Here is a 26,087-nt window from a genome sequence, read left to right on the forward strand (position 1 = left end):
ACCAGCGAATACTAACCGAACCTCACCAGCGCAAGGCGCACTACATGTTCGTGTAAGAACTGCACCAGCCGCCGCCCGCCACCTGCTTCGTCCCGAACAGCGTGCAGCCGCCCCATGCATCCGTGGGACTGCCCTGGAACAGCGAGCAGTTGTTGCAGGTCTGCCCGGCCTGGTAGGCTGGAAAGCGCGCCTTGTCGACTTTCGTTGCGGCGCTCACGTAGCCGACCGCTTTCGCTGCGGGATCGCTTTCGCTCAGCTTGTCGTCGGCGCGTGCGTCGCGGCTCGCGGCGAGCGCTGCGCACAGGCCGACGGCGGAGCCGAGGCCCACGACGATGAACTCACGCCGGGTTGTTGTCATGATCGGTCTCTGGTGGGCGAGGCGGTGAGGCAGATGTGAAGGACGGCATCGGCCGCCGCTGATTGATCGCGGCGAACACGGCCATCAGCAGCACGAATGCGAGCACGAGCAGGCTCGCGTTGAGCAGCGCGCGTTCGTAGCCAAGCTCGCTGACGTTGATGAACGGATAAGGATAGAAGTCCGACTGCGCGCCGCGCAACATGGTCAGCGCGAGATAGCCGAGCGGGAACACGAGCCACCCCAGCAGATGGCGCAGCGTTAGATGAAAGCGCGGCACGAACAGCAGCCAGTAGAGCGCGGCGAGCATCGGCACGACGGTGTGCAGGGTTTCGTTGAGCAGCATGCGCCAGCCCGACGGCGTCCACAGATGGCGCAGCAGCAGGTTGTAGGCGACGCCGACGAACACGATATAGCAGGTCACGGCCGTCACGACCGTGGGTTGCCGGAAAAAGCGCACGAGCGGCGGGCTGCGACGCGTGAAGCAGGCGACGCAGGTGAAGCACAGCGCGCAAGTGAAAATGGTCAGATTGGTCAGATAGCTGGTGAGCCGTTCGATGCCGTCGATCACGCCGAAGCCGCGCGACAGCATGCGATGCACGGTGATGTCCGTCTGCGCGGCGAACGCGAGCCACGAAATCAGCGCGATCGACATGGCGAGCGCGACGGATGCAATGCTCGGCGCGTGCAGCGGCAACTCCGGCTCGATGATGCCGGGCGGTGGCGTATCTCGGCGCACAGCGGGGGACACAGGCTTCTTCATGCGTCGATTCTATACGCGTGAAGCGTCACGTGCAGACGCTGTGCGTGTCGAAGCGCAGCCGGACTAGCAGCCGAAATCAGTCAAAAAAAGAGCCGGTCCGCAGATTGCTGCGGCCGGCCCGTTACATCGTCCCATCATCGTCCGACAGGGACGCAGAAACTCAATGCACGATATCAGTGACCGTGGCCATCATGGTCATCGTGACCATGGTCATGATCGTGATCGTCGTCATCGCGGCCGCAGACGTTGTCATGATCGTGATCGCGGCCGTTCTTCGACACGCCCGGCAGGCGCTGCGCGACATAGTCGGGCAGATCCGACGTGTCGATCGCGAACACGAAGAACTGGTTCGGATTCGCGATACCCGACGGATGGTTCGTGTCGGTGACGGTCGCGATGAAGTCGTTGTCGTTCGCGACGTAGAGCGTGTGCTTCTTCACGCCGCGCACCGTCACGTCCGGGCCGAACGCGATGCCTTCGATCTTCGCGGGAATGTCGTTCGCGTTGTAGCCGTGGGCCGTCAGCGCCGCGACGATATCGAGGAACAGGGTCTTCTTCACTGCAAACGGCGCGAGGCCGCTTGCGCCGCTTGCCTGGCTCACGTCCGCTGCGCCCGTCAGGTCGATGTGATTGATCTGCTTGAACACAGCCGTCGAGTTGTCGCCGAGACCCTTGCCGTCGCGCTCGTCGACGAGCAGTTCGTGATCGTTGATCGCGAGCACGTCGCTGATGGTCGGGTACTTCGGCTTGGACGCCGTGCCGATGTTCGTCAGCTGATACGCGTATTGCGTCGTGCGGCCCGTGCGGATGTCGATCTTCACGATACGCGTGTACGGGGCGTCCGTACCGCCGTCCTGAATCAGCGGGCTTTGCATCGCGCCGAACAGCGTGGTGCCGTCGGGCGAGATCGCGAGACCTTCCATGCCCTTGTTCGCGACGCGGCCCGACGTGTTGATGCTGATCTCGTCGTTGCCGACGGGCGAGAGCGTCGACACAGCGAACGTATCGGGCAGCTTGTACGTCGCAATGCGGCGGCCGCTCTTGCGGTCGAAGCGATAGACGTAAGGGCCGTATTCGTCGGAGATAAATACACTGTCGCCGTCGTTCGCGATGCGGATGCTTTCGGGATCGAAGCGGCCATCGAGCGGATACGTCGACAGATGCGTCGGATCGAAGTTGTCCGAGCGGCCCGTGAAGTAGTTCGTGTGGTTGTCGCGGTTGAGCTTCGGCGCGCCGTTCGGCACGCCATACGCGGCGCCCGTGCCATAGACGAGACGATCGGACGTATGCAGCAGCGTCGTGTCGACGAGCTTCGGCGTCAGCGTGAACGGCAGCGACGCACCCTTCGGCGCGTCTTCCAGGTGCAGACGCAGCGTCTGGAAGCGGTTGATGTACGACGCGGTGTCGTCGATCGCCTTGTTGTACGAGATCGCGTTCGGGCCGCGATCGGGCACGGCGAGGAACGTATGGCAACCCGCGTAGCCGATACCTGAGCCGAGACCGCCGAGCAGGTTGCCAGGCGCACCGTTTTCGAGCTTGCCCGACGTCTCCTTCGACTTGTCGAGCAGATTGCCGTCGAGCTTGCCGATGGCGATCAGATCGACGGAGGCGTGAGCGGCGGGAGCAGCGGCGAGCGCCGCAAGCGAGGCGATGGCACCGATCATGGTGCGGGTGAAGAGCGATGAGCGCAGCACAGGAATGTCCCTTGGAGGATCAATGCGATGGAGGCGGCGCCGGGCGCGTACGGCAAAAGAAAGCAGACTGGCGACCGGACGCAAGGTTTCTTACTTTTTATTTCCGGGGACCGATACTGCGTGACATGTATGTCCGAATTGTGACGGCGCGCCGGCGTGGGGCGCGCTGTGTGCGCAAGCGCACATTCGCATGAGCAAGCGTCATCGACGAAAGCGCACTCAGACCCGTGCCGCATGAATGGGCACGGTGCAGCGCAAGCTACGGTCAGCGCCGCTCGCTGATTTCCGGCGCGATTGCCGCATGATTCAGCAGCGCGACGAGCGTCATGCCGCCCACCACGTTGCCCGCGAGCGTCGGCAGCAGGAAGCGGCCGAAGTAGTCGGCCATCGACGCGTCGCCCGCCAGCACCGCATACGCGACTTCCGTCGATCCCGCGATGATGTGCGACAGCTTCGCCACCGCGACCACCCACGTGATCAGCACGACGGTCAGCAGGCGCGCGGAGCGCGCGCTCGGCAGCAGCCACACCATCAGCGCGATCAGCCATCCGCCCAACACGGCGCGTATGAAGGTCGGAAAGGTATTGGCGGGACCGACGGCGGAGCGCGCCGTCTCGTCGAGCGCGTCGACGACGTCCGCTTCGAATACGCCGGGCAAGCGCAGCATCGCTGCAAAAGCCCACGAACTGAGCAGATTGCAGAACAGCACGACGATCCATAGGCGCAGCGCCTTCAGCAAGCAGTCGAGATCGCGCCGCGTCAGCACGGGCAGCACGACAGTCAGCGTGCTTTCGCTAAAGAGCTGCTGACGCCCCATGATGACGAGCACGAAGCCCGTCGTGTAGCCGAAGCTCGACACGAGATGCCGCCACGACGTATCGGGCAGGCCGGCCTGGAGAACGGCTGTCGTGAGAAACGAAAATCCCATCGACAGTCCCGCTGCCAGCGATGACCACACGAGCGCGATGACAGTGCGCTCCAGCGCGGCTTCGCCCTCTTCGCGCACGATCTCGTGCAGCATCAACGCGTGCGGCGCCGTGTGTTGCGCGGCCTGGTCCTTCTCGCCCGCATCCAGATGCGGTGATTCCGCACCGGCTTTTTCCGGGTGGTCGGGCGGCGTGGCACGATCGGTCGTGTCAGGATGTCGTTCGTGCTGGATGGTGTCTTTCGTCATGGCCGCTCGCTCGTACGCTGTATGCGCGCATCCATGGCAGTCGCAAAAACGGTGCCCGAAAAGCGAGGACATGTCCGCACTTTTTGTCGGACCAGCCTCGTGTCGAGCGACGAGGAGCGCCGTGCTACGATGAACGCGACCGTCATCTGCAACCGTCTGCAAGCGAGACCCAACGCGACATGGCAACCCTTTACGCGAAGCTTGGCGTGTCTCAAGACGCCACCTCGGAAGAGATCAAACGGGCGTACCGGAAGGCCGCGATGAAGTGGCATCCGGACCGCAACGCCGGACAGGAAGAGGTCGCACGCGCGGCCTTCCAGGAGATCAAGGACGCATACGCGCTCCTCTCCGACGACAATCAGCGCAAGGTCTACGACGCCGTCTACGCGCAGGAGATGCGCCAATATGAGGCGCTCGAAAGGCGTCAGCGCGAAGTCGAGGCGGCGCGGGCGCGCAAGGCCAAGGCCGAGGCGGAGGCGAAGTACACGCAGATGGTCGGCGTGGCAATGCGCTATGCCGACGAAGGCCATAACCGCGATGTGCTGTTCGGCGTGCTGCTCGGACGCGATTGCGACGCCGACGTGGCGCAGCGCATCGCCGATAGCGTGTGGGCCTTGCAGCAGTCGCGGCACGCAGCGCAGGCAGGTGAATCCGCTGATACGGCTGATGCCGATCGGGCGGACCCCGTCGCCACGGCTGCGTCATCACGCGAACCTGTTGCGGAAGACGCGCCTTCGCAACCTCAGCCCGCAGCAACGAAACACGACAAGCCTGCGCAGGAACCGCGCAGCGCGGGTCTGTTCGATTCGCTGTGGCAGGGCTTTTTCGGCATACGCTCATAGCGCGCCGCGATTTTCGCTTCACACCGCGTGCCATCCAATATGGCACGCTGGACTTACGCACGGACATGCTTCGATGAAAGACGCTTTTGAACGACGCGCGTTGCTGCTGCATCTCGGCGACGCGCTGCAAACCCTCTCCACGGCGCTCGCCGCCGACGCAAAACATCACACCGTGCATCATCTGCTGAACGCCCATCCGGAACTGGCCGCGCACGCATGGCTCACGACTGTCTCGCCGAAGATGAAGGCGGCGGAGTTTGCGAAACGCGCGAGCGCATCGTTTGCGGAATGGCCCGCGCTGCTCCTTGAAGAGCAGGTGGACTACACGCGCCTTGCGCTTGCCGTGCACGACCATCTGTTCGCGGACGATCGCGCCGGCTGGCGCACGTACGTCGACGCGATGAAGCGCGAGGTCGAATGGTTCGGCGATGCGCTGCGTTTCACGGAGGAACCCGTACAGGCCGCCGAAACGGCGCAGCCATCCGATGAAACCGACACGCGCACAAATGACGCCGACGTCGAGCGCGCCGGCGAGGGCAGCGATCCGCAGCGTGATAGCGTCGAGAGCAACGGAGGTTTGTATCCCACATGGCCGTGGAAGCCAGGCGCGTGATGTAGCAGGAACGACATCGCCTCGCGACAGCCGGTTTGATTCCGGCCATAGCGAGGCGATAGAAGATCACGCGTTCAATGACACAGCGCGCGATCGGACACTACGATCAGTAACCCCAGCGTTCACGTTGACGCTCGTGCCACGCATGCTCACGCCAGGCTTCGTGACGGCGCCACTCGCGTTCACGCCACTGATGCTCGCGCCATTCGCGGCGCTCGCGCCAGTCGTCGCCGTCGCCGTAGCCGTAGCCGACGGCAACGGGCGCGGGCGCAGCGTACACCGGCTGAGCGGGCACGATCATGCCCGGCACGCCGAGACCGACGGCGACGTCGACATGCGCCGAAGCAGCCGCCGAAGCCGCCAGCATCGCCACACCAATAGCTGCACCAAGCATCATCTTCTTCATTTTTTGCTCCCTGCGCATGGATGCGCGTCACTGAATTCGGCTTCAGTCTAGGGGCGCGTGTCGGACACAGGTGCTACAGCCGTGCGAGAAAAGTAACGCAGGGTAACAGCGTTCAGGCAGCGCTCAAGCCGCGCACAGTCTCGGCACGCGATGAAACTGGCGGTCGAAGTAGATGAGACTGTCACCGTCGGCGCACACGCGAATCTGCGTGGCCTCGACGAACATCACCGAGTGCGAACCCACTTCCTTCAGATCGACGATCGTTCCTTGCAGGCTCGCGAGCGCATCGCGCAGTACCGGCACGCCGTGCGGGCCTTCGTCCCAGATCGGCAGGCTGAAGCGCGCTTCCATCGGCAGTTGCGTGAGCCCGGCGAAGTGCCGCGCGAGCAGTTCGTGATGACCGGGCAGCACGTTGATGCAGACGTTGCGATTCCGCTCGAACACGGCATGCATCGCGCTCGAACGGTTCATGCAGACCAGCAGCGTGGGCGGCGCATCCGTCACGGAGCAGACCGCGCTCGCCGTGATGCCGCAGCGCCCGGACTCGCCGGACGTCGTGATGATGTTGACGGCCGCGCCCAGATGCGCCATCGCCTGGCGGAACTGCTTGCGCGCATCGTTGGGGTCGAGCATGGTCGGGCGTTGCATATCGGACATGTGAGTGGCTCCCTGCACGGTGGTCGCTGTGAATCGACCGCTTGAATCGACCGCTCGCCCGCGATGGTTGCGCGCACGACGATCCCATGCATCAAGCGTACGGCATGCGTCGCATGAAAAAAATCCGCGCGAGTGGCACGCGTGTTGGCACGCTTCCCGACCCGTCTAAAGGTTTTACCAGGTTGCATTCGAAACGCATCTGCGCATTGCGCGTTAGCCTGTGCTGTAACGCGATCAGGCCTGCAATAAAGGCTTTGCACGCGAATTTGCGCTGGTTATGATGAGCTTTCTCAAAATTAAACAGCTAACGCGTGGAGACAGCCGGTCAAACATACGGCGCGCGTTGCAGACAGGTTCAAGACATGAGTCCAGCCAGCAAGACCCCACCCATCCATTCGCCCGCGCCAGTCGTGTATATCGTCGATGACGACACTGGCATGCGCACATCGCTGGCGTGGCTGCTGGAGTCGGTCGGCGTGAAGTCGGAAGGGTTTGCGAATGCCGCGGATTTCCTGCGGGCATTCGACGCGAACGTACCGGCGTGTCTCGTGCTCGACGTGCGGATGCCGGAGACGAGCGGCTTCGACGTACAAGCTGAACTCAACGCGCGCGGTGCGACCTTGCCGATTATTTTCGTCAGCGGGCACGGCGACATTCCTATGTCCGTGCGCGCGTTGCAGAACGGTGCGATTGATTTCGTCGAAAAGCCGTACAACTCGCAGCAGATGCTCGAGCGCATCCAGCGCGCGATGAAACTCGCGGCGCAACGGCATGCGGCGGATCAGAAGCTTCGCGATCTGCGTCAACGGATCGAGTCGCTGACAGCGCGAGAAAAGGAAGTGCTGCGCGGCGTGCTGGACGGAAAGGGCAGCAAGCGCATTGCGTCGGATCTGTCGATCAGCGTGAAAACGGTCGACGTGCATCGCGCGAGCATCAAGGACAAGCTCGGGGCCACGTCTATCGCGACGCTGGTGCGCGATGTGATGGCCGTGTGGAGTCCGGGCGAGGGCGGGCGTGAATGATATCGAACGGCACGGCTTCAGTGAAAAGTGCCGTGCCGTTTCCTCAATGTTTTATCGCATGTAAAGCCCGCCGTTCACATCCCAGCACGCGCCGTTAGCGAAATATGCATCGCCCGATGCGAGCAGCACGGCGACCTGCGCCACATAGTCCGCCGAACCGAGACGCCCGCCGGGGATGCTCGAAATGACCTTGTCGAGTTTGTCGGCGGGCACGCTTTCGTGAACGATGGGCAGATCGAGCGGTCCCGGCGAGATGGCATTGACGGTCACGCCGTGCGCGGCGAGATCGCGCGCGAACACCTTGGTCAACGTGATCGCGCCGCCTTTCGCCGCCGCATAATGCGCGCCCGTTGCCGAGCCGCCATTCTGTCCCGCGAGTGAAGCGATATTGACGATGCGTCCCGCGCCGCGATCGGCGAAATACTGGCCGAACACCTGGCAGCCAAACAGCACGCTGCGCAGATTGATGTCGATCACCTGATCGAACTGGTCGGCGCTGATCTCCATCACAGGCACGACCTTCGACGCACCCGCGTTGTTCACGAGCACATCGACCTGCCCCCAACGCGCGATCAACGCATCGCGTGCGGCTTCGAAGTCCTGCTTGCGTGTGACATCGAGTGCGATCGCGCACGCGGTTTCTTGATGCGCGCTCAGTTCAGTGGCAAGCGCATTCGCGGCATCGAATGCGATATCGGCTAGTGCGACCTTGTAACCCTCGCTGTGAAAATGCTTCGCGACGACGGCGCCCAATCCGCGCGCCGCGCCCGTCACGATGACGACTCTGTTCGACATGAGCAATGATTCCTTCGCTGCGTGCGTCCACCTGAACGCACGCCGTTGATCTCAAGAGGCGGCAAGCGCCGCTTCGAAGTGCGCGGCGACAGCGCACACCTGTTCGTCCGCGCCTTTACGCCCGACAATCTGCAAGCCTGCCTTCATCGGCGAGCCTTCAATCGGGATCGGCAAGCTCAGCGCGGGATGCCCGCTCAGATTGAACGGACGGATCAGCGACGACATCGTGAGGACGGGCGTGCCGTTGCGCGCGGCTTCGATCGTGATTGGCAAGGTGGGCAAGGTCGGCAGTACCAAGACGTCGGCGTTCTCGAGTGCGCGATCGACGGCGGCCGTGAATGCGCGCCGCGCGTGCTCGGCAGCGTCGAGTTGCGCCTGGTTCGTTTGCACCGCTACGCGTAAGCGTGCGTCGACATCCGCGCCAAGCTTGCCCGTTTCGACGAGATGCGCGAATGCGCGCGCCGTTTCTACGTTGATGACGGCGAGGCCCGCTTCGAAGGCTTCTTTCAGGTGGTCCAGATCGATCGCGCGTGACGCAAAAGCCGCGATCTGCACCGCGCGCTCCACGCCCTGGCGGATGGCCGCATCTGCGTCGACGGAAACGATCGCGACGTTTGCGCTTGCGTTCACGCGTTTCGCTGCGTTCGTATCGAACGCGGGTGCGATAGCCGCCATTGCATCGACCAAGGTCGCGATATCGCGGGTGAACGGACCCACGCAATCGAGCGTGGATTCACGCGGCACGGCGCCTTTGCGTGACACGCGCCCGAACGTCGGCTTGAGTCCGATCACGCCGCAGCATGCGGCCGGTCCGCGAATCGAGCCGCCCGTGTCGGTGCCGAGCGCGGCATCGACGAGTTTCGCTCCGACTGCCGACGCCGATCCGCTCGACGAGCCGCCGGGAATCCGCGCGGCGTCCTGCGGGTTGACGGGCGTGCCCGTGTAGTCGTTGATGCCCGTCATGCCGAACGCGAGTTCGTGCATGTTGGTCTTGCCGGTGATACGCCAGCCCGCATCGAGCAGACGCTGGACGACTTCGGCATGCGCGGCGGCGGGCGGCGCGTCGGCGAGCGAGCGACTTGCACCCGTAGTCGGATAGCCGGCTACGTCGATCGAGTCCTTGATGGCGATGGTCGGGCCTTGCGCGGCAGGGTCCGCGCTCAGCGTGAATTCGCTGATGAATGCAGTCATGAGGTCGTGTCCTTGCGAGCGTTGACTTGCCAGGGCGCATCGAAGAGGCGCTCGGTGCGAAAGTGCTGGATCAGCCAGTTGCGGCCGTCCTGCGCGGGCACGAAGTCGATTTCGAGCCGCGCGGCGATCAGTTCGGCGCGCGCATCGACATAACCCGACGCCTGCAGCATGATCCAGCGGCCTTTCGCGCGCGCGCCGTCAACGGCGATCGTCTCCGACGTCAGGAAATGCACGTTGGTCGCGAAGTGCGGCACGGGGGGCAGATAACGCTGCAGCATTGCAAGGATAGCCTCATGCCCGCGCAGATGGCCAAACTTCTGCGTGTACTGCGGGCCGATGCCTTCCCAGATCGCGTCTTGCGTGAACAGCGCGGCAAGCGTCTCGCCGTCGAGCGTACCCGAGGGCACATCGCACAAGGCCATATAGCGCGCAATGGTCTTGCGGACCGCGTTTTCGGCTTCGAGCGACGCGACGCGGGCCAACAAGGCTTCAATCGTGTCCGATGGCAGGGTGATTGTGCTCATGGCTCAGGACGCGTTCTGCGCAGCAGGCGGCACCGTCAACGCACGTCCGACGCGCGCCTCGATCTTGCCGTAGCGCCACAGGTTGTATTCGCCGACGGGCGTCGTGCGGTACAGATTGCACACGGCCACGGCCGTGTCGAAATCGGCGACGTCGGCCATGATGTAGAACGTCCATGGCGCGCCATCCGACTGACCGACGACGAGCCGGTCGTCGTCCATCACGCCGAGCACACGCACGTTGTCCATCGCTTCGACGGCGGCCAGCATCTTGCCGTAGGCCTGCCATACCTCGCCGATCTTCTCGCGCGGCAAGTCGAAGAAATTCTGCGTGACGCCGCAGCAGAACAGCACACGCAACGGCAGCGAACGATTGTCAGTCATGAAACGAAACTCCCTTGAAAACAGGCCTGAAATGAAAGGTATCCAACGCAGTTACAGATAGCCGGGAATCGGCGGTACGCCGACGAACACGGCGCCCGCGCCGTCGTAGTTGCCTTCGCCGAGAAACGCGTGCTGCGTGACGACCATCGCGTCCCGCATCAGACGCTGCAGCGGATGCGAGCGATAGATCGCCATCGTGCCACCCAGCCGGTACGCGCGTCCCACCACGTCCGCGCCTTCGCGCGCGATCTGCGTGGCCGCGAGGCGCAGCAGGCTGACCTGATCGGGCGTCACGTCGTTGCCGGCGAGGATCGACTGCCACACTTCGTCCGTCGATTCGTAGAAGAACGCGCGCGCCGAGCGCAACTGCGCTTCGGCCTTTGCGAGTTCGATCCGGTAGTACGCGCGGTCGGCGAGTTGCGGCGCGCCCGTCGTCGTCTTGCGGCCGCCCGCCATCTGATTGGCGACATCGAGCGCCGAGCGCGCGAGACCAAGGTTCACGACGGCAAGCACCTGGGCCGCGTACGCGATGGTCGGATAGCGATACAGCGGTTCATCGACTGTCGGTGTTCCGCCGCGCACGAAGGTCCAGTCGTCGGCGACGAACTGGTCGCTGACGCGCAGATCGTGGCTGCCCGTGCCCTGCATGCCGACCACGTCCCAGTTCTCGACGATCTCGACCTGCGCGGGACGAAACACGGCGGTGCGCGGTTTGCCGGGTGCGCCTCCATCCTTGCCCACGCCGATACCGACACCGAGCCAGTCCGCGCCCTTGCAGCCGCTCGCGAATTTCCAGGTACCGTTCACGCGCCAGCCGCCGGGCGCGGGTTGCGCGGTCTGCACGGGAAAGAGGCCGCCAGCGAAGACCTGATCGGGGCCTGCCGCGTAGATCGCTTGTTGTGTCGCGAGCGGCAGCGCGGCGAGGTACACGTTCGCGCTGCCGAAGCTCGCGACCCATGCAGCCGAGCCGTCCGCGACCGCAATACGTTCGATCATCGCGAGGAATTCACCCGGTGCGCGTGCATCGCCGCCGAAGCGCCGAGGCGTGCCCGCGCGATAGATGCCGGCGCGCTTGAGCTTCGCGATCACATCGCGCGGCACGTGCGACAGCCGATCGAACTCGTCGCGACGCGCGGCGATTTCTTCGATCACCGCGTCGAGGGGCAAGGCATCGGCGGGTTCCGATTGCAGCGTGTGGACGTTGCTTGTGGCGAGGGCAGTGGCGGCTGACATGTCGATTCTCCTGAGCGCGTTTGACGTTATTGACGTTCAGGCCAGTCTAGAAATGCAAAAAGGCGGCAGCAATTGGGGCGCCGGTCCGCGTCTCCTGGTATCGACGCCCGCTCGCCTAAAGAAATCTTTAGACACGTGACAGATAAGGCCGATGTTATGGTTACACCTGCACTCCAGCCCCGTCGCTCGCGCATCATGAACTTTCCCGCCGAAGAAGATTTTCACCGTCTGCTCGACGCATTGACGCTGTGCGTGCTGCTGCACGACGCGCAGACGAAGGCGATCGTGTGGGCCAATCGCGCGGCTTGCGTCGCGTTGGGTTTCTCTCTCGATGAACTGCTGCCGCTCAAGGCGCCCGACATGACGCGTCCCGAGCCGAAGTACCGGCGCGAGATCGGCGTGGCCGCGATGGATCGCGCGATCACGCAAGGGCCGCAGGTGTACGAATGGTGTTACCGCTCGCGTGCGGGTATCGACATGTTGTCGGAAGCGATTGCGACGTATGTGCCGTTGCGCGAGCGTGCCGTCGTGATGGTGCAGTTCCGCGACATCAGCGAAGAAGAGGCGACGCGGCGCAAGCTGCGCCGCTATGAAACGCGCCTGCGCGAATTCATGCAGGATCTCGGCGAAGGCGTGGCGGTGCTGACGCCACGTGGCAAGCTCGAATACATCAGCGAGTCGGGGCGTCGCGTGCTGGGCGTGGGGCCGGGTGAAGCGCTCGGTGGCGTGTCCGACTACTGCACGCCCGCCGATCGCAACCGGCTCGTCACGCAGTTGCGGCACGCGACGAGCGAGCAGCCGACGCATGCGCAGCGCTACCGGATCAGGCGCCGCGACAGTGCGACGCGCTGGTTGCGCATCACGTGCCGGCGAGTTGCGATCGAAAACGACCTGAATGGCTTGCTGATTCACTTTCGCGACATCAGCGACGAGGTCGCGACGGAAGAAGCACGCCGCACGGAAGCGCGCATGCTCGAATATGCGGGCCGCTATAACGCAATGGGCGAGATGGCGACGGCCATTGCGCACGAGTTGAGTCAGCCGCTTGCCGCCGTGCGAAATTTCATCGAAGGCGCAATTCAGCGGCTGAGTCAGGGCAGCGTCGACTCCGCGATCTGGGGGCTGCGCAGCGCGGACCGTCAGGCCGAGCATGCGGCGCTCATCATCAAGAGCGTGCGTGAGTACATCGTCAAGCGCGAGCCGACTGAAACGCACACCGATCTGCGCGACATTCTCAGCGATGTCGCGTACTTTATCGAATTGCGCGCGAAAGAAGCAGGTGTGCGTGTGCAGATCGAACAGGCGAGCGAAGCATTGCCCGTGTTTTGCGAGCGCGTGCTGATCGGCCAGGTTATTTTGAATCTCGCGTTCAATGCGCTCGAAGCATTGACGGAAACGAAGGGCACGACGGGCGTCGTGACGCTCGCGACAGCGATGGCGGAGGGGCGCGCCGAATTGCGCGTGATCGACAACGGACCCGGCGTGCCCGCCGACGCGCACGAACGTCTCTTCGACGGGTTTTCTTCTTCGAAGGCGTGCGGCAACGGCATCGGCCTTTCGCTGTGCAAGAACATCGTCACGCGGCACGGCGGACGCATCTGGGCACAAGCGGCAGACGGCGGCGGACTCGAATGCCGCGTCGCGTTGCCACTTGAGCTCGCGCCCGCGCCCGATGCAGGCGTCTAGCTTCGTCTCAGCGTCCAAGCGAGCGGGCCGTCTGACCGCCAATGCCGAAGTCGGTGTTGGGAATGTCCTTGATCATCACGCGCGTCGCCTGAAGCGGCGCATCGAGCACGGCGGCGGCCGTTTCGGATAACGCGGCGATCAGCGCTTCTTTTTGCGCATCGGTGCGGCCGGCAATCAGGATCGCGACGATCACGGGCAGCGAAGGCGGCGCACCATGAGCCGCCGTTTTGCCGCCCAGGCCGAAATGCGTGCCGGGCATTTCGCTCAGCAGGATGCGCACGGCTTCGGCAGGCGCGCCGATCGCGGCGACCGTCGCTTGCGTGAGACCCTGGATCAGCGACGCTTTGCGCGCTTCGTCGTGTCCATGCGGCAGATAGACTTCAAGTGTAGGCATCGGGGTTCGCTCCTCGCGCACAGCGGCCTTGCGTAGCCGCTGCGCGCATCGCGCATCAAAGGATCACAGCAGGAAGCCGATCGCGCTCAACGCTTCCGTCGAGTCGATCAGGCGAATCACCTTTTCGACGAGTCGCGGTTCGCCCGTCGCGAAGCTGATCTTGTGCGTGAGATCGGCGGCGAAGATCGTCGACGCGCCGCGCTTGTACGCGACGATCACCTGCGCCGATTTCACTTCGACCACATCGGCGGCATTGCTCGTCAACGTGAAGCGCGACACCGTGCGTACGGTGCGTGCCGCATCGGAGGCCGAGGCCGAATAGCCGGACACCATGCGCTGCACACGCAGTTCGCGCATGTGCTGGTCGTCGTACGCGTAGTTGAGCGTCGCGGCAAAGTCGGTCGCCTGTGGACCGATCGGCACGACATAGAAGCCCGATGCGTCCCACAGTTCGAGCCACGCGCGATAGTCGCGGCGATCGAGCATCTCAGCTTCGCGCCAGATGAATTCGATGGCGCGCGCGAAGGTCTGTTGCGAGAAGAGTGCGTTGCGATCGTCCATCATGCCTGCTCCATCATTGCGCGCCACTGGCGATACGCTTCGCGCATGCCCGTTTCATCCGTTGCGTGTGCGGTCTTTTCGCCGTTCGCGGCCGTCGTTTCGCGATTCAATCCACGGTTGACGAGAATCGGCACTTCGGGGCCTGCATGTGAGCCGCGCTGCACGCGTTCCCATGCTTCCGCGTCATCGGGACTGCCGAAACCGAACGGGCCCTGGAAGTGTTCGTGAATGCGCAGGCGCACGCGATTCGCTTCATCGGGTCCGCCGTCCATTGCGAGCGCGACGTGGCGGATTTCCGTCTCTTCGGCGGAAATGGGGCGCAGCACGCGGAAGAACGCCATCGACAGCGCGAGGTTGGGGAACAGATTCAGGTTGAAGCCGACGCCCATCAGCGAGCGCACGATGCGCCGCACTTCTTCCGGCGTGTGACGTTCGGCGAGTTGCGCGGCCAGTTCGTTGAAGCGCTCGGGCAGCGGTGCGCCATCGTCCTTGTCGAGATCGACGAGTTCCGGCACCAGCACGGCGAGGCTGTGGCCGTTGCCGAGCGAGCGGCAGAATGCGTCATCGCTCGTCATGAAACTGGTGATGGCGGCCGCCGTTTCGTCGTCGATCGATTTCATCCACGACTTGTGCACGACCGGGAAGTGATACAGGTCCGTCGTGTTCTCGAGCTGGATTTTCCAGTTGCCCTTGAACTTGAACTTGTGTTCGCCATTGGCCTTGATCGGAAAGCCTGCGCCTTGCTTCATGAACAGATCGATCCACGGCTTCGCGCCGCCGAGAAAATCTTCGAGCGGTTCGACGTTCTCATCGAAGCTCGCGAAGATCAGCCCTTGATAGATGCCGACGCGCAGCTTCGCGAGCGGCAGGTCGCCTTTCTCGCACACGCCTTCGTAGCCGTCGCCATAGGGCAGCGCGCGCAGCGTGCCGTCGAGAGCATACGACCAGCTGTGATACGGGCACGTGAAGCCCTTCGCGTTGCCCTTGTGTTCTTCGCACACGGTCGCGCCGCGATGGCGGCAGCGGTTCTGTAGCACGTTCACCGCGCCCGTCTTGTCGCGCACGACGATCACGGGTTGCCGGCCGATCGTGGTGGTGCGGAAGTCGCCCGGGTTCGGCAGTTCACTTTCATGCGCGACCCAGACCCACGTCTTGTAGAAGATGCGTTCGAGTTCGGCTTCGAACAGGTTCGGATCGTAGTACAGCGAGGGCGCGATGCGATCGGCGTGGACGCGCTCGCGCAGCGTACTGGTGTCGATGGTTTGCCAGGTAGTGTCGCTCATCGGTGTTGTGTCGGGACGTGATTGTCGGAAGTGAAATCGAACGAAAGCGCACACAGGTGGTGTTTCTTTCGCGTTGACATCAGTCTCGCTTTGCACCGATCATGCGTCAAATCGATTAAAAATGTGCCGGCCAATAAGTCCGGCAAATAATCAAGACCCAGTCGGAAGCTCACCATGACCTCAATCGATCACGTCGATCTCAATCTGCTGCGCGTGTTTCAGGCGATCGTCGATGAACGCAGCCTCACGAAAGCAGGCGAACGTCTTGCGCTGTCGCAACCCGCCATCAGCTATTCGCTGGCGCGTTTGCGCACGTTGTTCGACGACCCGCTATTCATCCGCACGCGCTCGGGCATGCAGCCCACGCCGATCGCGCTGGAACTCGCAAGCATCGTGGGCCGCGCGCTCGATACGGTGCGCGAGGCGCTGCGTTACGCGGAGAGCTTCGACCCAGCGACGAGCACGCGCACGTTCCGGCTGTCGCTGTCGGATGCGGGAGAAATGGCTTATTTGCCTGCGATCTGCGAGGCGTTGCACGAGCGCGCGCCGCGCGTGAAGCTATCGGTCGAGCCGCTGCCCGTGGAAGAGATAGAAGATGCGCTGCGTTCCAGCAGGCTCGATTTCGCAATCGGCAATCTGCCGATGTTGATGGCGCGCACGCGCCATCAACTGCTATTCGAAGAGACGTATGTGTGTATGACGCGCAAGCGCCGCGGTCTGCCGGCAGGTTCGGCGTTGAGTCTCGAACATTTCCTGCAGGCCTCGCATGTGCAGGTCCGCTCCGTCGAGCACAGTCACCATGCGCTAGACGATGCGTTGCGCGCGCAAGGCGTGGGCCGCAACATCGTGCTGCAGTTGCCGCACTTCGTGGCGCTGCCTGGCGTGCTGGCTGTGACCGATCTGTTCGCGACGTTGCCGCAAAGGCTCGCAGGTATTCTCAACGGCAACGACGCGTTTCGCATCTACACGTTGCCTGTGCCGATTCCACAGGCCACCGTGACGATGCACTGGCACGAGCACTTCCACGAAGACGAAGGCATCGCGTGGATGCGCGATCTGATGGCCGAAATGGTGAAGCGCTTCGACAAGACGTAGCGTCAGAGGTCGAGCACGAGCACGGGCGAGCGGGAGCGCGACACGCAGCAGCAGATCACGCTGTTGCTCGCGCGTTCCGCCTTGCTCAGGCAATGATCGCGATGTTCGGGCTCGCCGCTCACCACGTCGACCATGCAGGTGCCGCATACGCCTTCGCCGCATGACGTGTCCACCTCGATGCCGATCGCAGCGAGTGCCTCGACGATCGAAGTCTTGCTGTCAACGCGCACGGTCTGACCGCTGCTGGCCAGTTGTACATCGAAGCTGTCGAGCGTGGCATCGCTGCCGGGCGCTTGGGGCTCGGCGGTGAAACGTTCGAGATGAATCGCATCAGCGGGCAGACGCGCTTCGCCCGCGGCGACCACGCGATCCATGAACGGCACCGGGCCGCATGTGTAGACGTGTGTGCCTTGCGGCACATCGGCAAGACACGCGGCGAGTTCGGCATCGAGCGCATCCGGCTCGATGCCCAAATGCACCTTCGCGTACGCGTCGAACGGAGCGCGCGAGAGCAGCGGAAGAAATGCCGCATGTTCCGCGCTGCGCGCGAAGTAGTGCAATTCGAACGGCACGTTCATCTTCTGCAGCCGATATGCCATTGAAAGCAGCGGCGTGATGCCGATGCCCGCGCCGATCAACACATGCTGGCTGGCGTTTTCAGCGAGGCGAAACAGATTGCGCGGCGCACCGATGGACAGTTCGGTGCCGATCTGCACGTCGTCGTGCAGCGAACGCGAGCCGCCGCGCGACTGCGTTTCTTTCTTGACGGCGAACAGATGCGTGTCACGGCAGTCGGGGTCGCCGCATAGCGAATATTGGCGCGTGACGCCCGAGGGACTCGTGACGTCGATGTGCGCGCCGGGTTCGTACGCGTCGAACGGCACGCCATCGAGGCGCGAAATGACGAATGAGCGGACGCCGTGTGCTTCGTCGCGCACGGCGTCGACGCGAACCTTGAACGATTGAGCTTGCATGGTGCGATCCAGTCTGTTGCAGTTGGCGGATTCGCATTCAGCTTAAGGTTCGCGTCTGGATCAGGCAAATCGATTAAAAATATTCGGATGCATAAGTCTGTTCGATAATACGTGACCGTGTGCTACCGGTTGACGTCCACCACGAGCCGCCCGCGGACCTTGCCGTCGAGCACGTCCGGTGCGGCCGCCAGCGCCTCCGCAAGGCTGATCTCCTTGACCATCGACGCCAGCCGCGCCGTGCTCAGGTCCTGCGCGATACGCTGCCATGCCTCGACGCGGCGCTCGTGCGGCGCCATCACACTGTCGATGCCCGCGAGCGTCACGCCGCGCAAAATGAAGGGCGCGACGGTGGCGGGGAAGTCCATCCCTTGCGCGAGTCCGCATGCGGCGACGATCCCGCCATACGCGGTGCCCGCGCAAGCGTTCGCCAGCGTGTGACTGCCGACGGCATCGACGGCAGCGACCCAGCGTTCCTTCGCGAGCGGCTTGCCCGGCCCGGACAATTCCGCGCGATCGATGATCTCCTGCGCGCCCAGTTCGCGCAGATAGTCCGATTCAGCAGGACGTCCCGTCGATGCGATCACGTGATAGCCGCGCTTCGCGAGCAGCATGATCGCGACGCTGCCGACGCCGCCTGCCGCGCCCGTCACGAGCACCTTGCCTTGCGCAGGCGTGACGCCGTGACGCTCGAGCGCGAGCACGCATAGCATGGCCGTGTAGCCAGCCGTACCGACGGCCATTGCGTCGCGTGAAGTCAGCGGGGCAGGCGTGCGCACGAGCCAGTCGCCGCTTACGCGCGCGCGTTGCGCGAGTCCGCCCCAGTGCTTTTCGCCGACGCCATAGCCGTTCAGGATCACGTGGTCGCCGGCTTTCCATTGCACGTGCTCGCTCGCTTCGACGATGCCCGCGAAGTCGATGCCGGGCACCAGCGGAAAGCTGCGCACGACGGGCGAGCGCCCCGTGATCGCGAGCGCGTCCTTGTAGTTGAGCGTCGACCATTCGACACGTACGGTCACGTCGCCTGCGGGCAGATTCGCTTCGTCGATGTCGGTGATGGACGCGCGGCTGCCGTTGTCCTGCTTCTCGATCAAGATGCCTTTCATGGTCCCGTCCGTTGAGTTCGCCTTGCGTGGGTGCCTATTAGTCTAGGCGAGTCCAGGCGAACGCGGGCCGTCTGGCCCGGCTTGCGGTGTTCAACAATACGGCGGGTCGTTGCTTTCGACGCGCGAGTGGGGGCGCCTTCAAAGGCGCGTTGAAGCGGAGTGTTGAGGCGGAGTGACGGCGCAATTGAACAAACGGCGGCGTGCCGTTTGTCTTTCATCGCATGAATGAGGCGTGCGCTAGCGTGTGTAGTAGCCGCGCTGCTGCATGCACTTCGAGTAAGCGGTCCAGTAACGGACCATCGGCGGCTCGGGCGGAGGCGGTGGCGGCATGGCCGCGAGCGAAGCCGCCGACGGCATGCTGGCCCCCGAAGCCGCGAGCGTGTCCGATGCGGGCGTCGCGCCCGAAGCCGCGAGCGTGCCCGAAGCACCCGATGCTGCTGCAACAGTCGACGGAACTGCGACCCCGCTCGCACCGCTTGCGGCCGTTGCGATGGCTGCCCCGCTTGCGCCCGCTGGCGCGGACGCCGCCATCGCGCCCGAGGCACCCATCGCGGAAGGCAACGGCGGATTGACAGGCGAGGGCGCAACGATAGGCCGCGGCGCAACGGCCGCCGCCTTGCCGGGTGGCGGCGGACGCTGCGACTCGTGCGCCATGTTCACTTTCGTCGTCTTGTTGGCATCCGCGTAGCACGCGGCGTTGTCGACGGCCTGTTGTCCCGGGCTCTGGCTGCGTCCCGGATAGGTCAACGGCTGCTGCGCAACGGATGCGCCGCTGACGACGAAAAGCGCGATTGCGGCATGGGCGAAGCGTGTCATAAGCGAGCGGACTCCCTGGCGAAGTCTTGGTCTTGTCGGCGCGGATGCGCGTCGCGAGGTACGCATGAAGCCATGACGTGCAACATGGCCATTGCGGCCAGTCAGGCCATCGCAGGCCGAAGGGTAGCTATTCCAGCATATCGCCTCACAGCGGCGCAGCACGCCAGAAGCACGCCATTCGTCGCCATTTTCCGTGCTGCAACGCGATATGGGTCATAGCATGATCAATGCAGCAGGCCAAACACGGCGACACCGTTGGTCGCGCCGACGTAGACCTTGCCGCGCGAGATCATCGGCGTGATGAATTTGTTGCCCGCGCCCCACTGGTCGCGGGTTCCCGCCTGATTGCTATTGTAGAGTTCGCTTGCGAGATTGGTCGCGTCGTACGCGTGCAGCGCGCCCGTCGTGCCGTTTTCCGCGGCCCACAGGATGGCGTTCGAGGTCCCGTTCGCCGATATCGCGGGGACGGCGCCCGGATAGGCGAAGGTCGTCGGACTCTTCGATGCAGCCGTGCTGGCAACCATCGCATTGGTGACGGGCAGCGCCTTGATGTTGTCGTTCAATGCGCCGTAGTAGACGGTGCCGTTGAAATAAGCGGGCGAGCCCCAGATGCCGCCTGCCAGCGTGCCCGTCAGCACCTGCCAGATGTTGTTCGCGCTCGCGTTGAATTTGCCCATCGCGTCGCGATCGACGACATAGATCTTGTTGTCCTTGCCCGCCGCTACCGCGAGATGCTTGATGGTGCCGTCGGCAGTCTTCTGATCGGGCAACAGCATCGCACCGCCCGAGCCGAAGTCGCCGTCTGCGTTCGCGAGCTGCACGACGTCGAGCGGCGCGAAGTAGTCGGTCACCTTGAGCGGGCTGGCCGACAGCTTCATGAACGAATTGCCGTAGTCGCTATCGACGGGGAAGCCGTTGACATCGAGCGTCGTGCCGAACGTGCCGTTGCCGTCCACCACATAGATGGACGTGCCGTCCGATGCCATGCCCGAGCCCGCCATCCACACCGATCCCTGATGGCCGTTCGGGGCGACGTTGACGACGCCTGTCTGCTGCAGCGTGTCGGCGCTATAGCTCATGATCCAGCCCGTGTAGGCGCCGCCCATGCAATGCGCCAGCCCATGAAGATGTTGCCGTTCACGAGCGTCAACGCGACGCGCTCCGTATGCAGCGAAGGATCGAACGTCAGCACACCGTTGACGCTGTTGCCGCCCGTGCCTTGCGCGGTCGCCGCGATTTCGGCCGGGCCGCCGAAGAGTTCGGCGCCGCTCGCGAGATCGAGTGCATGCAGGCGGTGATGAAGACCACCGCTTGCATCCTTCGTCATCGCGACCGCGTACAGCACGCCATTCGAGCCGCGACTGCGGTCGATGACGGGCGTCGACGTAATGCCGATTTCCGGCGTGATGTCATTGCAGCCGCGATTGTCGCTGGGTGTTTCGTTCGCGCCCGTCAGCGAGACCTTCCACAATTGCGCGTAGTTGTCGGCGTCGTACGCGTAGACGCTGTTGTGCTCCGTCACGACATAGATCACGTTGTGCGTCGTGCCGTTGATCGACAGGCTAGTGACCGACAGCGGCTGGCCGTCCACCTTGCCGTCGGCAGGCAGAAACGCGAGTTTGCCGAACGTTGCCGAATTCACGTTGGACGGTGTGAGCGTCGTCTCGGCGAGCATTTGACCGGTGCGTGCGAGATCGTTGTGATGTGTCAGCACGTCGGTGGCGACTGACGCTGTCGGTGCTGCGCTGCCGCCCGAGCCCGATGTGCCGCTGCCTGAGCCTGATCCTGTGCCGCTAGTGCCGGCGTTACTGGCGCTCGCATTGTCAGACGAGCCGTTACCGCATGCCGTGCAAAATAGCGAGAGCGTCAGTGCGACGGCGGCCTTGCTGACGCGCGAAAGCGTGCGAGCCGTATCGCTCGTCGGAGAGGCGAGGGATGCTGGCAGCTGTCGATGCATGCTCGTCTCTCCCCACGCCCCAATGAGCGTGCTCGCATGGAGGCATGCGCGTTTTCGCTGTTCTTTGCGGCGCTTGCCAGTCTCTCCATGGTAAGAACGACGGCGCAAGGTCAAGCGACATCGCTTCGTTTCTTTCCGCCAGGCAGCGGCTTTTCTCGCGATGGCCTAATGACGGCGCTCGGGAAAGCTAGTGCTGCCGATAGACTTGCGAGTCGTCGCTCGCGGGCAATGTGGCGGGACTCTCGGGTGGAGACCAGGCCTGAACGGTGGGAAGAGGCGTGTGCTGCACGGGCTTCGAGGCTGTTTTGACTGGCGTGCGTCGCGCCGCGACAATGGTCGTGGTGGCCTTTGCCGGCGGCGTCTTGCTGGCGACCTTCACCGGCTTGCGCGGACTTTGCGCGTTCGCTTGCACACAAGGAGAACGCGTGCCGCACGCGGCATTCGCCTGCTTCGTGCTGGTTCGGCGTTCCTGTTGTGCAGCCGTCGTGCTGGGAGCGCGCGTGGGAGCGACGCTGGCGAGCTGCCGCGTGCGTGGTGCGGGTTGAGGCAGCGGCGGCGCAAGTGGCTTTGCCGCAAGCTGTTTCGTCTGTTTCGCCGGCGTCTTGCCTGGCGTTTTGGCTGGCGACGCGGGTGGAGACACGGGCGCCGTCTTTACCGGCAAGCTCGGCGTGCTGCTAGCGAGCGTGCTGCTGTGCGCGTTTGCGGACTGATGAGCGGCGGCGCCCGCCATGACGGCCGTATCGGTTGCGTCGCGGCTGCGCAGCGCTTCGATCTGGTCTCGCAGGGTCCGCGCGAGTTCCTGCGTGCGATCGGCGATCGTCGGTCGATCGTGACGCGGCATCGCGCGCAGTTCGTTCTGGGTGACGATGCGGCGCAAGCGGCTTTGCATCGCATCGCGTTGCGTCAGCGTAATGTACGTGCCGAATGCAATCGCGAAGCCTAGCAGCACGACAGCGGCGCCCGTGCTCAACTTCCAGTCGGGCGTACCCACTGATGTAGGCGCAGCGATACGGCGCGGCCTTGGCCTGATGCGCCTGAAAAGTGGCGGATAAGTCGGTAACGGGTCGGGCGCACCATCTGCCGCCCGGTTCGCGCTTGCATGAGGCACTGAAGCGTCGAGAGGAAATAGCAGATCGCGCGGCGGCGCAGGATGGTCTCGCTGCGCCCCAAGTTTTGTCTCCTGCGTCGTGTCGCATTGCTCGTGCGGCGGCACTGGACGCTTGCGAATCGTGTCCATGGACAGACTCCCATGCCGGCACGCGTGACGGCATCGCACATTCTTCTCGTTGGCAACCATCGTGCGTAGGACATCGCCTTTACGACGCAATGCGTCGCACGTAATCGCAATGGTCGCTATGCAATATGAGTCAGCTTTCGCGAGAGGTCAATAAAACTCGGCTATTCGGTTGAAAAAAGCCGGTGTGCGTGTATGTGAAGCGCGACAAATGGATTGGATTTCGCGAATTGGGCAAGCAAATCGCCAATCGCAACTGATTCAGACGATTCGGAAAATCGCCAGAAAAGAATTCATTGTGCGATGCGCGCCTTTTGAAAATAGAAAATAAATCGGCAAAAAACCATCTAGCTGTTTTGCGCCATTCATATATCCCTATTTAAAGGTCATTGAAAGATCACGCAATTTTGACCTGTGAAACGTGCGTCACGTGCAAGTTTAATGCGGTGCTTATCATCGTGCGAATGTAATCGCATAAAATGCATGCGATAAATCTTCATACGTTACAAAAAGTTACCCCGTTTCAGCAGACGTAAGCATTTTCGTTCGGTACGATTCGGCCTTGCAAAAAGAGTCTGGATAGTGGGATGTTTTTGTGTGAAGGCTGGAAAGGCCGCCACACGGTGCTCCCCGGTTTAAAGCTGATTAATGGTCGCGTATATCGCGTTATTAATCAGACATTATCCCGATCTGCTTTGCAGTTACATCTGGTTGCAATCGGTTGAGCACGGCCTCACTCGCACTGAAAAAGCTGCGGGCATGCAGGAAACGCGCTGCTCCAAATTACCGGCACCCCGGGCGCACCGGCAGTCGACGCAGTAAGAACGACTCCGCGTGCAAGACAGCCAACCCAGAAATCCAGCGTACGCGTGCGGGCATTTTTGCCAGGCGTTTTCGGACGGATTTCGATTGCCCATTCGTACTTCCATGAAAGCCAATTTACTTCTTGTTTCGTCATCGATAGCGGTCCTTCTCGCGGGCTGTGGTGGTGGCGGCGGCAGCGACCCGGTCGGCGCATCGGCCAATAGCGGTTCTCAAACGTCCGCGATGTCCGCCGCCAATGCGACGGCCAACGGCAACACCACGGGCAACATCAGTTGCGTATCGCCTTCGACGGCGAGCGCGTCGGCAGGTGGCCCGCTGATTTCCGCCGATACGGCGAGCAGCGACGGCACGCGCATGTTTGCGTCGGGCGCGAGTTTCCCGCTTGTGTTCACGACGAACGCGAGCAACGCCGACACGCTGAACTGGTCGATCAACGATACGACGGGCCGCGTCGCGGCTAGTGGCAGCTTCGCGGTGCCGGGTGGCGCAGCGACGACGACCCTGACCTGCAATTCGACACTCGCGGGCTACTTCGCGGTGGCCGCCAGCCTGAAGGCGGGCGGTGGCGCGTTGCCGCAAGCCGGCACGCGTCCCACGGGCATCGCCACGTTCGGCGTGATTCCGAACCTGAGTGGCATCGTGCCCGCCGTGACGTACACGAAGCAGGAGCAGCACCGCTTCGGCATGCAGGGTGAAAACGATCGCGCAGCGGTGCTCGCTGGCCTCGGCATCACGCAGACGATCGACGACCGCCAGATGTCGGTGATGGAGCCGAATGGCGCGAACACCTTCAATCCGTCGGCGAACAATCTCGACTCGTTCTATACGTCGGGCAACGTGATGCGCCTGATCCGTCTGGATGGCACGCCCGGATGGGCGTCGAAGTCGGGTGGCGTCGAGGATTTCACGACCTTGCCGAAGGACATGTCGTACCTGCAGAACTACATGAGCCGCGTCGGCACCGAGTCGAACGCGATTCGCCTCAAGTACTTCCCGACGCAGTCGGCGAACTACTATCAGGTGACGTGGGAGCCGAATCAGTTCTGGACGGATACGGATGCCAATTTCGTGTCGCTGTACCAGTCGGTCTATCAGGGCATTCACTCGACCGATCCGGGCGCTGTCGTGATGGGTCCGGCGGACGCGTTCCCGAGCCTCACGAACAACCGTCTGCAACGCATTGCTTCGCTGGGTTACGGCAAGTACATCGATGGCGTGGCGACGCACGGCTACTACGATGCGGGCACGTCGCCTTCGCATCCGCCTGAGCGTCTCGCAACCGACCCCGTCGCCGCGAATGCAGCCAACGCGCTCAACAACTCGATGCGCACGCTGCGCACGACAATGCTGAACCAATACCGCTCGGGCATGAAGCTGTATCAGACGGAAGTGGGTATCAGCTATGACCTCGGTTCGCAGTACGGTCCCAACTATCCGACGGGTAATGTGCTGTTCGCGCAGGGCGCCGTCGTCGCGCGTACGCACATCATCCTGCTCGGCGAAGGCGCGGACGTTTCGTACGTGTTCTACGGTGCGGACTATCCGGGCGAAGTGGGCTATGGCACGTTCTTCGATCTGTCGAACGCGCAAGGCTCGTTCGGTGCGAGCAATATCAGCCCGAAGCCGGCCGCCATGGTCGTGAGTGCGATGTCGCGCATTCTGGATGGCACGAATACGCTTGGCCCTGTGAAGAACACGCCGTCGGGTGTCTATGCTTATTCGTTCCAGCAGGTCAACAATGGATCGGTGATCACCGCCTTGTGGACCCACAACAACGATGCGTGGAGTGCAGGCGCGGGCTTCAGCTCGACGTATAGCGCGGCCTACAGCCTTGCAGTCGATGCGCCGGGCACGAGCGGCACGGTCAAGGTGCTCGACATGATGGGCAACCCGATGACGCTGAACTACACGAACGGCACGCTGAAGCTGAATCTGACGGAAGCGCCCGTTTATGTGGTGTCGAAGAATGCGAGCGTCGCGAAGAGCAACGTGAACCCGCCGCCGGGTTACGTCGGTTCTTGAGTGAAGCGGCGCATGCGGGTAGCGGACTTGACGCTCCCCGCCGAGCCGGTAGTACTTTTGAGAAAAGCGCGCGGGTGTTCCGCGCGCTTTTTCGTTTCTGTGATTTGCGTTGTGTCCGGCGCAGGAATCTTCTCTGCAAAAGTGTGCTAAGCCTTTGATTGAATAGGCGAGTACATTGCAATTGCGAATAGATGCGCGTGCCTAAGAAAGTGGCATCGCAAACTTTTCGTAGATCGTGCGAAATAAGTGCTTGACAGTCCCCTGGGGGTTACGCATAATTCGGCCTCTCCAAACGACGGAGACGCAAGAAAGCAGCAGGAAACAGCGGCTTTTTAGCGAATGTTCTTTAACAATCAACAGCCGATAAGTGTGGGTGCTCGATGGCGGCGCGCGGTGATCTTCGGGTCACTGAATAGCGAAAGTAATCGAGTCTCACACGGAAGTAATTGAGGAAGGTTCGACGGATTGAGAAATTCGACCGAATCAT

Annotated in this window: 24 protein-coding genes and 1 pseudogene; 6 read left to right on the forward strand and 19 right to left on the reverse strand. The window is 63.0% G+C overall.

Annotated elements, in window-relative coordinates; all coding sequences use genetic code 11:
- Positions 1 to 40: 40 nt before the first annotated feature.
- The 4 genes from SB822_RS28280 to SB822_RS28295 form a co-directional block, all read right to left on the reverse strand.
- On the reverse strand, positions 41 to 358 hold the full coding sequence (locus tag SB822_RS28280; RefSeq protein WP_079499718.1) for a high-potential iron-sulfur protein: 318 nt from the start codon (positions 356 to 358) through the stop codon (positions 41 to 43).
- Positions 339 to 1,118, reverse strand: a complete 780-nt coding sequence (locus SB822_RS28285) for a Pr6Pr family membrane protein (protein ID WP_090836045.1) — start codon at positions 1,116 to 1,118, stop codon at positions 339 to 341. Before SB822_RS28285 ends, SB822_RS28280 begins: the two co-directional genes overlap by 20 nt.
- Positions 1,119 to 1,291: 173 nt before the next feature.
- Positions 1,292 to 2,812: an esterase-like activity of phytase family protein gene (locus SB822_RS28290; protein WP_063749118.1), complete on the reverse strand. Its 1,521-nt coding sequence runs from the start codon at positions 2,810 to 2,812 to the stop codon at positions 1,292 to 1,294.
- A 265-nt stretch (positions 2,813 to 3,077) separates the two neighbouring features.
- Positions 3,078 to 3,986 carry a formate/nitrite transporter family protein gene (locus SB822_RS28295; RefSeq protein WP_007744562.1) on the reverse strand — a complete coding sequence of 303 codons (909 nt, stop codon included), beginning with the start codon at positions 3,984 to 3,986 and terminating at the stop codon, positions 3,078 to 3,080.
- Positions 3,987 to 4,165: 179 nt separating this feature from the next.
- Here SB822_RS28295 and SB822_RS28300 point away from each other — a divergent pair, with 179 nt between their 5' ends.
- Entirely contained in the window at positions 4,166 to 4,828 is a 663-nt protein-coding gene (locus SB822_RS28300; RefSeq protein WP_086910199.1) for a J domain-containing protein, read from the forward strand.
- A gap of 73 nt (positions 4,829 to 4,901) precedes the next feature.
- On the forward strand, positions 4,902 to 5,441 hold the full coding sequence (locus SB822_RS28305; protein ID WP_007744553.1) for a hypothetical protein: 540 nt from the start codon (positions 4,902 to 4,904) through the stop codon (positions 5,439 to 5,441).
- A gap of 106 nt (positions 5,442 to 5,547) precedes the next feature.
- Here SB822_RS28305 and SB822_RS28310 read toward each other — a convergent pair whose 3' ends face one another.
- A complete protein-coding gene (locus tag SB822_RS28310) occupies positions 5,548 to 5,847 on the reverse strand; it encodes a hypothetical protein (RefSeq protein ID WP_090836046.1) in 300 nt (99 codons plus the stop codon).
- Positions 5,848 to 5,970: 123 nt separating this feature from the next.
- The gene (hpaC, locus tag SB822_RS28315) at positions 5,971 to 6,504 is read right to left on the reverse strand and encodes a 4-hydroxyphenylacetate 3-monooxygenase, reductase component (RefSeq protein ID WP_090836047.1); all 534 of its coding nucleotides are present in this window, start codon (positions 6,502 to 6,504) and stop codon (positions 5,971 to 5,973) included.
- A 389-nt stretch (positions 6,505 to 6,893) separates the two neighbouring features.
- Here hpaC and SB822_RS28320 point away from each other — a divergent pair, with 389 nt between their 5' ends.
- Positions 6,894 to 7,526, forward strand: coding sequence for a response regulator transcription factor (locus tag SB822_RS28320; RefSeq protein WP_176133866.1), 633 nt, complete (start codon positions 6,894 to 6,896; stop codon positions 7,524 to 7,526).
- A 51-nt stretch (positions 7,527 to 7,577) separates the two neighbouring features.
- Here the strand turns inward: SB822_RS28320 and SB822_RS28325 are convergent, their stop codons facing one another.
- Genes SB822_RS28325 through SB822_RS28345 form a run of 5 tightly spaced genes read right to left on the reverse strand, consistent with a single transcriptional unit; the run spans position 7,578 to position 11,650 of the window.
- A complete protein-coding gene (locus SB822_RS28325) occupies positions 7,578 to 8,321 on the reverse strand; it encodes an SDR family NAD(P)-dependent oxidoreductase (protein ID WP_090836049.1) in 744 nt (247 codons plus the stop codon).
- 51 nt (positions 8,322 to 8,372) lie between these two features.
- The gene (locus SB822_RS28330; RefSeq protein ID WP_090836050.1) at positions 8,373 to 9,512 is read right to left on the reverse strand and encodes an amidase; all 1,140 of its coding nucleotides are present in this window, start codon (positions 9,510 to 9,512) and stop codon (positions 8,373 to 8,375) included.
- The gene (locus tag SB822_RS28335; RefSeq protein WP_007586997.1) at positions 9,509 to 10,036 is read right to left on the reverse strand and encodes a nuclear transport factor 2 family protein; all 528 of its coding nucleotides are present in this window, start codon (positions 10,034 to 10,036) and stop codon (positions 9,509 to 9,511) included. The genes SB822_RS28330 and SB822_RS28335 overlap by 4 nt, the downstream gene beginning before the upstream one ends.
- A 3-nt stretch (positions 10,037 to 10,039) precedes the next feature.
- Complete coding sequence (locus SB822_RS28340; protein ID WP_007586999.1) at positions 10,040 to 10,417, reverse strand: hypothetical protein; 378 nt, start codon at positions 10,415 to 10,417, stop codon at positions 10,040 to 10,042.
- Positions 10,418 to 10,468: 51 nt separating this feature from the next.
- Entirely contained in the window at positions 10,469 to 11,650 is a 1,182-nt protein-coding gene (locus SB822_RS28345) for an acyl-CoA dehydrogenase family protein (protein ID WP_086910202.1), read from the reverse strand.
- Between the two features lie 195 nt (positions 11,651 to 11,845).
- On the opposite strand from SB822_RS28345, the gene SB822_RS28350 reads away from it, so the two are divergent.
- The gene (locus SB822_RS28350) at positions 11,846 to 13,336 is read left to right on the forward strand and encodes a PAS domain-containing sensor histidine kinase (protein WP_090836051.1); all 1,491 of its coding nucleotides are present in this window, start codon (positions 11,846 to 11,848) and stop codon (positions 13,334 to 13,336) included.
- A gap of 7 nt (positions 13,337 to 13,343) precedes the next feature.
- Here the strand turns inward: SB822_RS28350 and SB822_RS28355 are convergent, their stop codons facing one another.
- The 3 genes from SB822_RS28355 to SB822_RS28365 all read right to left on the reverse strand — a co-directional run bounded on the left by SB822_RS28355 (position 13,344) and on the right by SB822_RS28365 (position 15,574).
- On the reverse strand, positions 13,344 to 13,730 hold the full coding sequence (locus SB822_RS28355; protein WP_007587004.1) for a tautomerase family protein: 387 nt from the start codon (positions 13,728 to 13,730) through the stop codon (positions 13,344 to 13,346).
- A gap of 63 nt (positions 13,731 to 13,793) precedes the next feature.
- Positions 13,794 to 14,294 (reverse strand): aromatic-ring-hydroxylating dioxygenase subunit beta, encoded by a 501-nt coding sequence (locus tag SB822_RS28360; RefSeq protein WP_090836052.1) that lies wholly within the window; start codon positions 14,292 to 14,294, stop codon positions 13,794 to 13,796.
- Complete coding sequence (locus SB822_RS28365) at positions 14,291 to 15,574, reverse strand: aromatic ring-hydroxylating oxygenase subunit alpha (RefSeq protein ID WP_007587012.1); 1,284 nt, start codon at positions 15,572 to 15,574, stop codon at positions 14,291 to 14,293. The genes SB822_RS28360 and SB822_RS28365 overlap by 4 nt, the downstream gene beginning before the upstream one ends.
- A 174-nt stretch (positions 15,575 to 15,748) precedes the next feature.
- Between SB822_RS28365 and SB822_RS28370 the strand changes: the two genes are divergently transcribed.
- A complete protein-coding gene (locus SB822_RS28370) occupies positions 15,749 to 16,669 on the forward strand; it encodes a LysR family transcriptional regulator (protein WP_007587013.1) in 921 nt (306 codons plus the stop codon).
- Between the two features lie 2 nt (positions 16,670 to 16,671).
- Here SB822_RS28370 and SB822_RS28375 read toward each other — a convergent pair whose 3' ends face one another.
- The 5 genes and pseudogenes from SB822_RS28375 to SB822_RS28395 all read right to left on the reverse strand — a co-directional run bounded on the left by SB822_RS28375 (position 16,672) and on the right by SB822_RS28395 (position 22,756).
- Positions 16,672 to 17,643 (reverse strand): PDR/VanB family oxidoreductase, encoded by a 972-nt coding sequence (locus SB822_RS28375; RefSeq protein ID WP_090836053.1) that lies wholly within the window; start codon positions 17,641 to 17,643, stop codon positions 16,672 to 16,674.
- A 122-nt stretch (positions 17,644 to 17,765) separates the two neighbouring features.
- Positions 17,766 to 18,746 (reverse strand): MDR family oxidoreductase, encoded by a 981-nt coding sequence (locus tag SB822_RS28380; RefSeq protein WP_090836054.1) that lies wholly within the window; start codon positions 18,744 to 18,746, stop codon positions 17,766 to 17,768.
- A 237-nt stretch (positions 18,747 to 18,983) separates the two neighbouring features.
- Positions 18,984 to 19,562 (reverse strand): hypothetical protein, encoded by a 579-nt coding sequence (locus SB822_RS28385; RefSeq protein WP_090836055.1) that lies wholly within the window; start codon positions 19,560 to 19,562, stop codon positions 18,984 to 18,986.
- 224 nt (positions 19,563 to 19,786) lie between these two features.
- Positions 19,787 to 21,519, reverse strand: a pseudogene (locus SB822_RS28390) (pyrrolo-quinoline quinone).
- A 187-nt stretch (positions 21,520 to 21,706) separates the two neighbouring features.
- Positions 21,707 to 22,756: a hypothetical protein gene (locus SB822_RS28395; protein ID WP_090836056.1), complete on the reverse strand. Its 1,050-nt coding sequence runs from the start codon at positions 22,754 to 22,756 to the stop codon at positions 21,707 to 21,709.
- Between the two features lie 924 nt (positions 22,757 to 23,680).
- Here SB822_RS28395 and SB822_RS28400 point away from each other — a divergent pair.
- On the forward strand, positions 23,681 to 25,600 hold the full coding sequence (locus SB822_RS28400) for a hypothetical protein (RefSeq protein ID WP_086908821.1): 1,920 nt from the start codon (positions 23,681 to 23,683) through the stop codon (positions 25,598 to 25,600).
- The last annotated feature ends 487 nt before the right edge of the window (positions 25,601 to 26,087 follow it).

Origin of the sequence: Paraburkholderia sp. SIMBA_054 (assembly GCF_046534875.1) — a bacterium.
In the GTDB taxonomy this organism is placed as follows: domain Bacteria; phylum Pseudomonadota; class Gammaproteobacteria; order Burkholderiales; family Burkholderiaceae; genus Paraburkholderia; species Paraburkholderia hospita.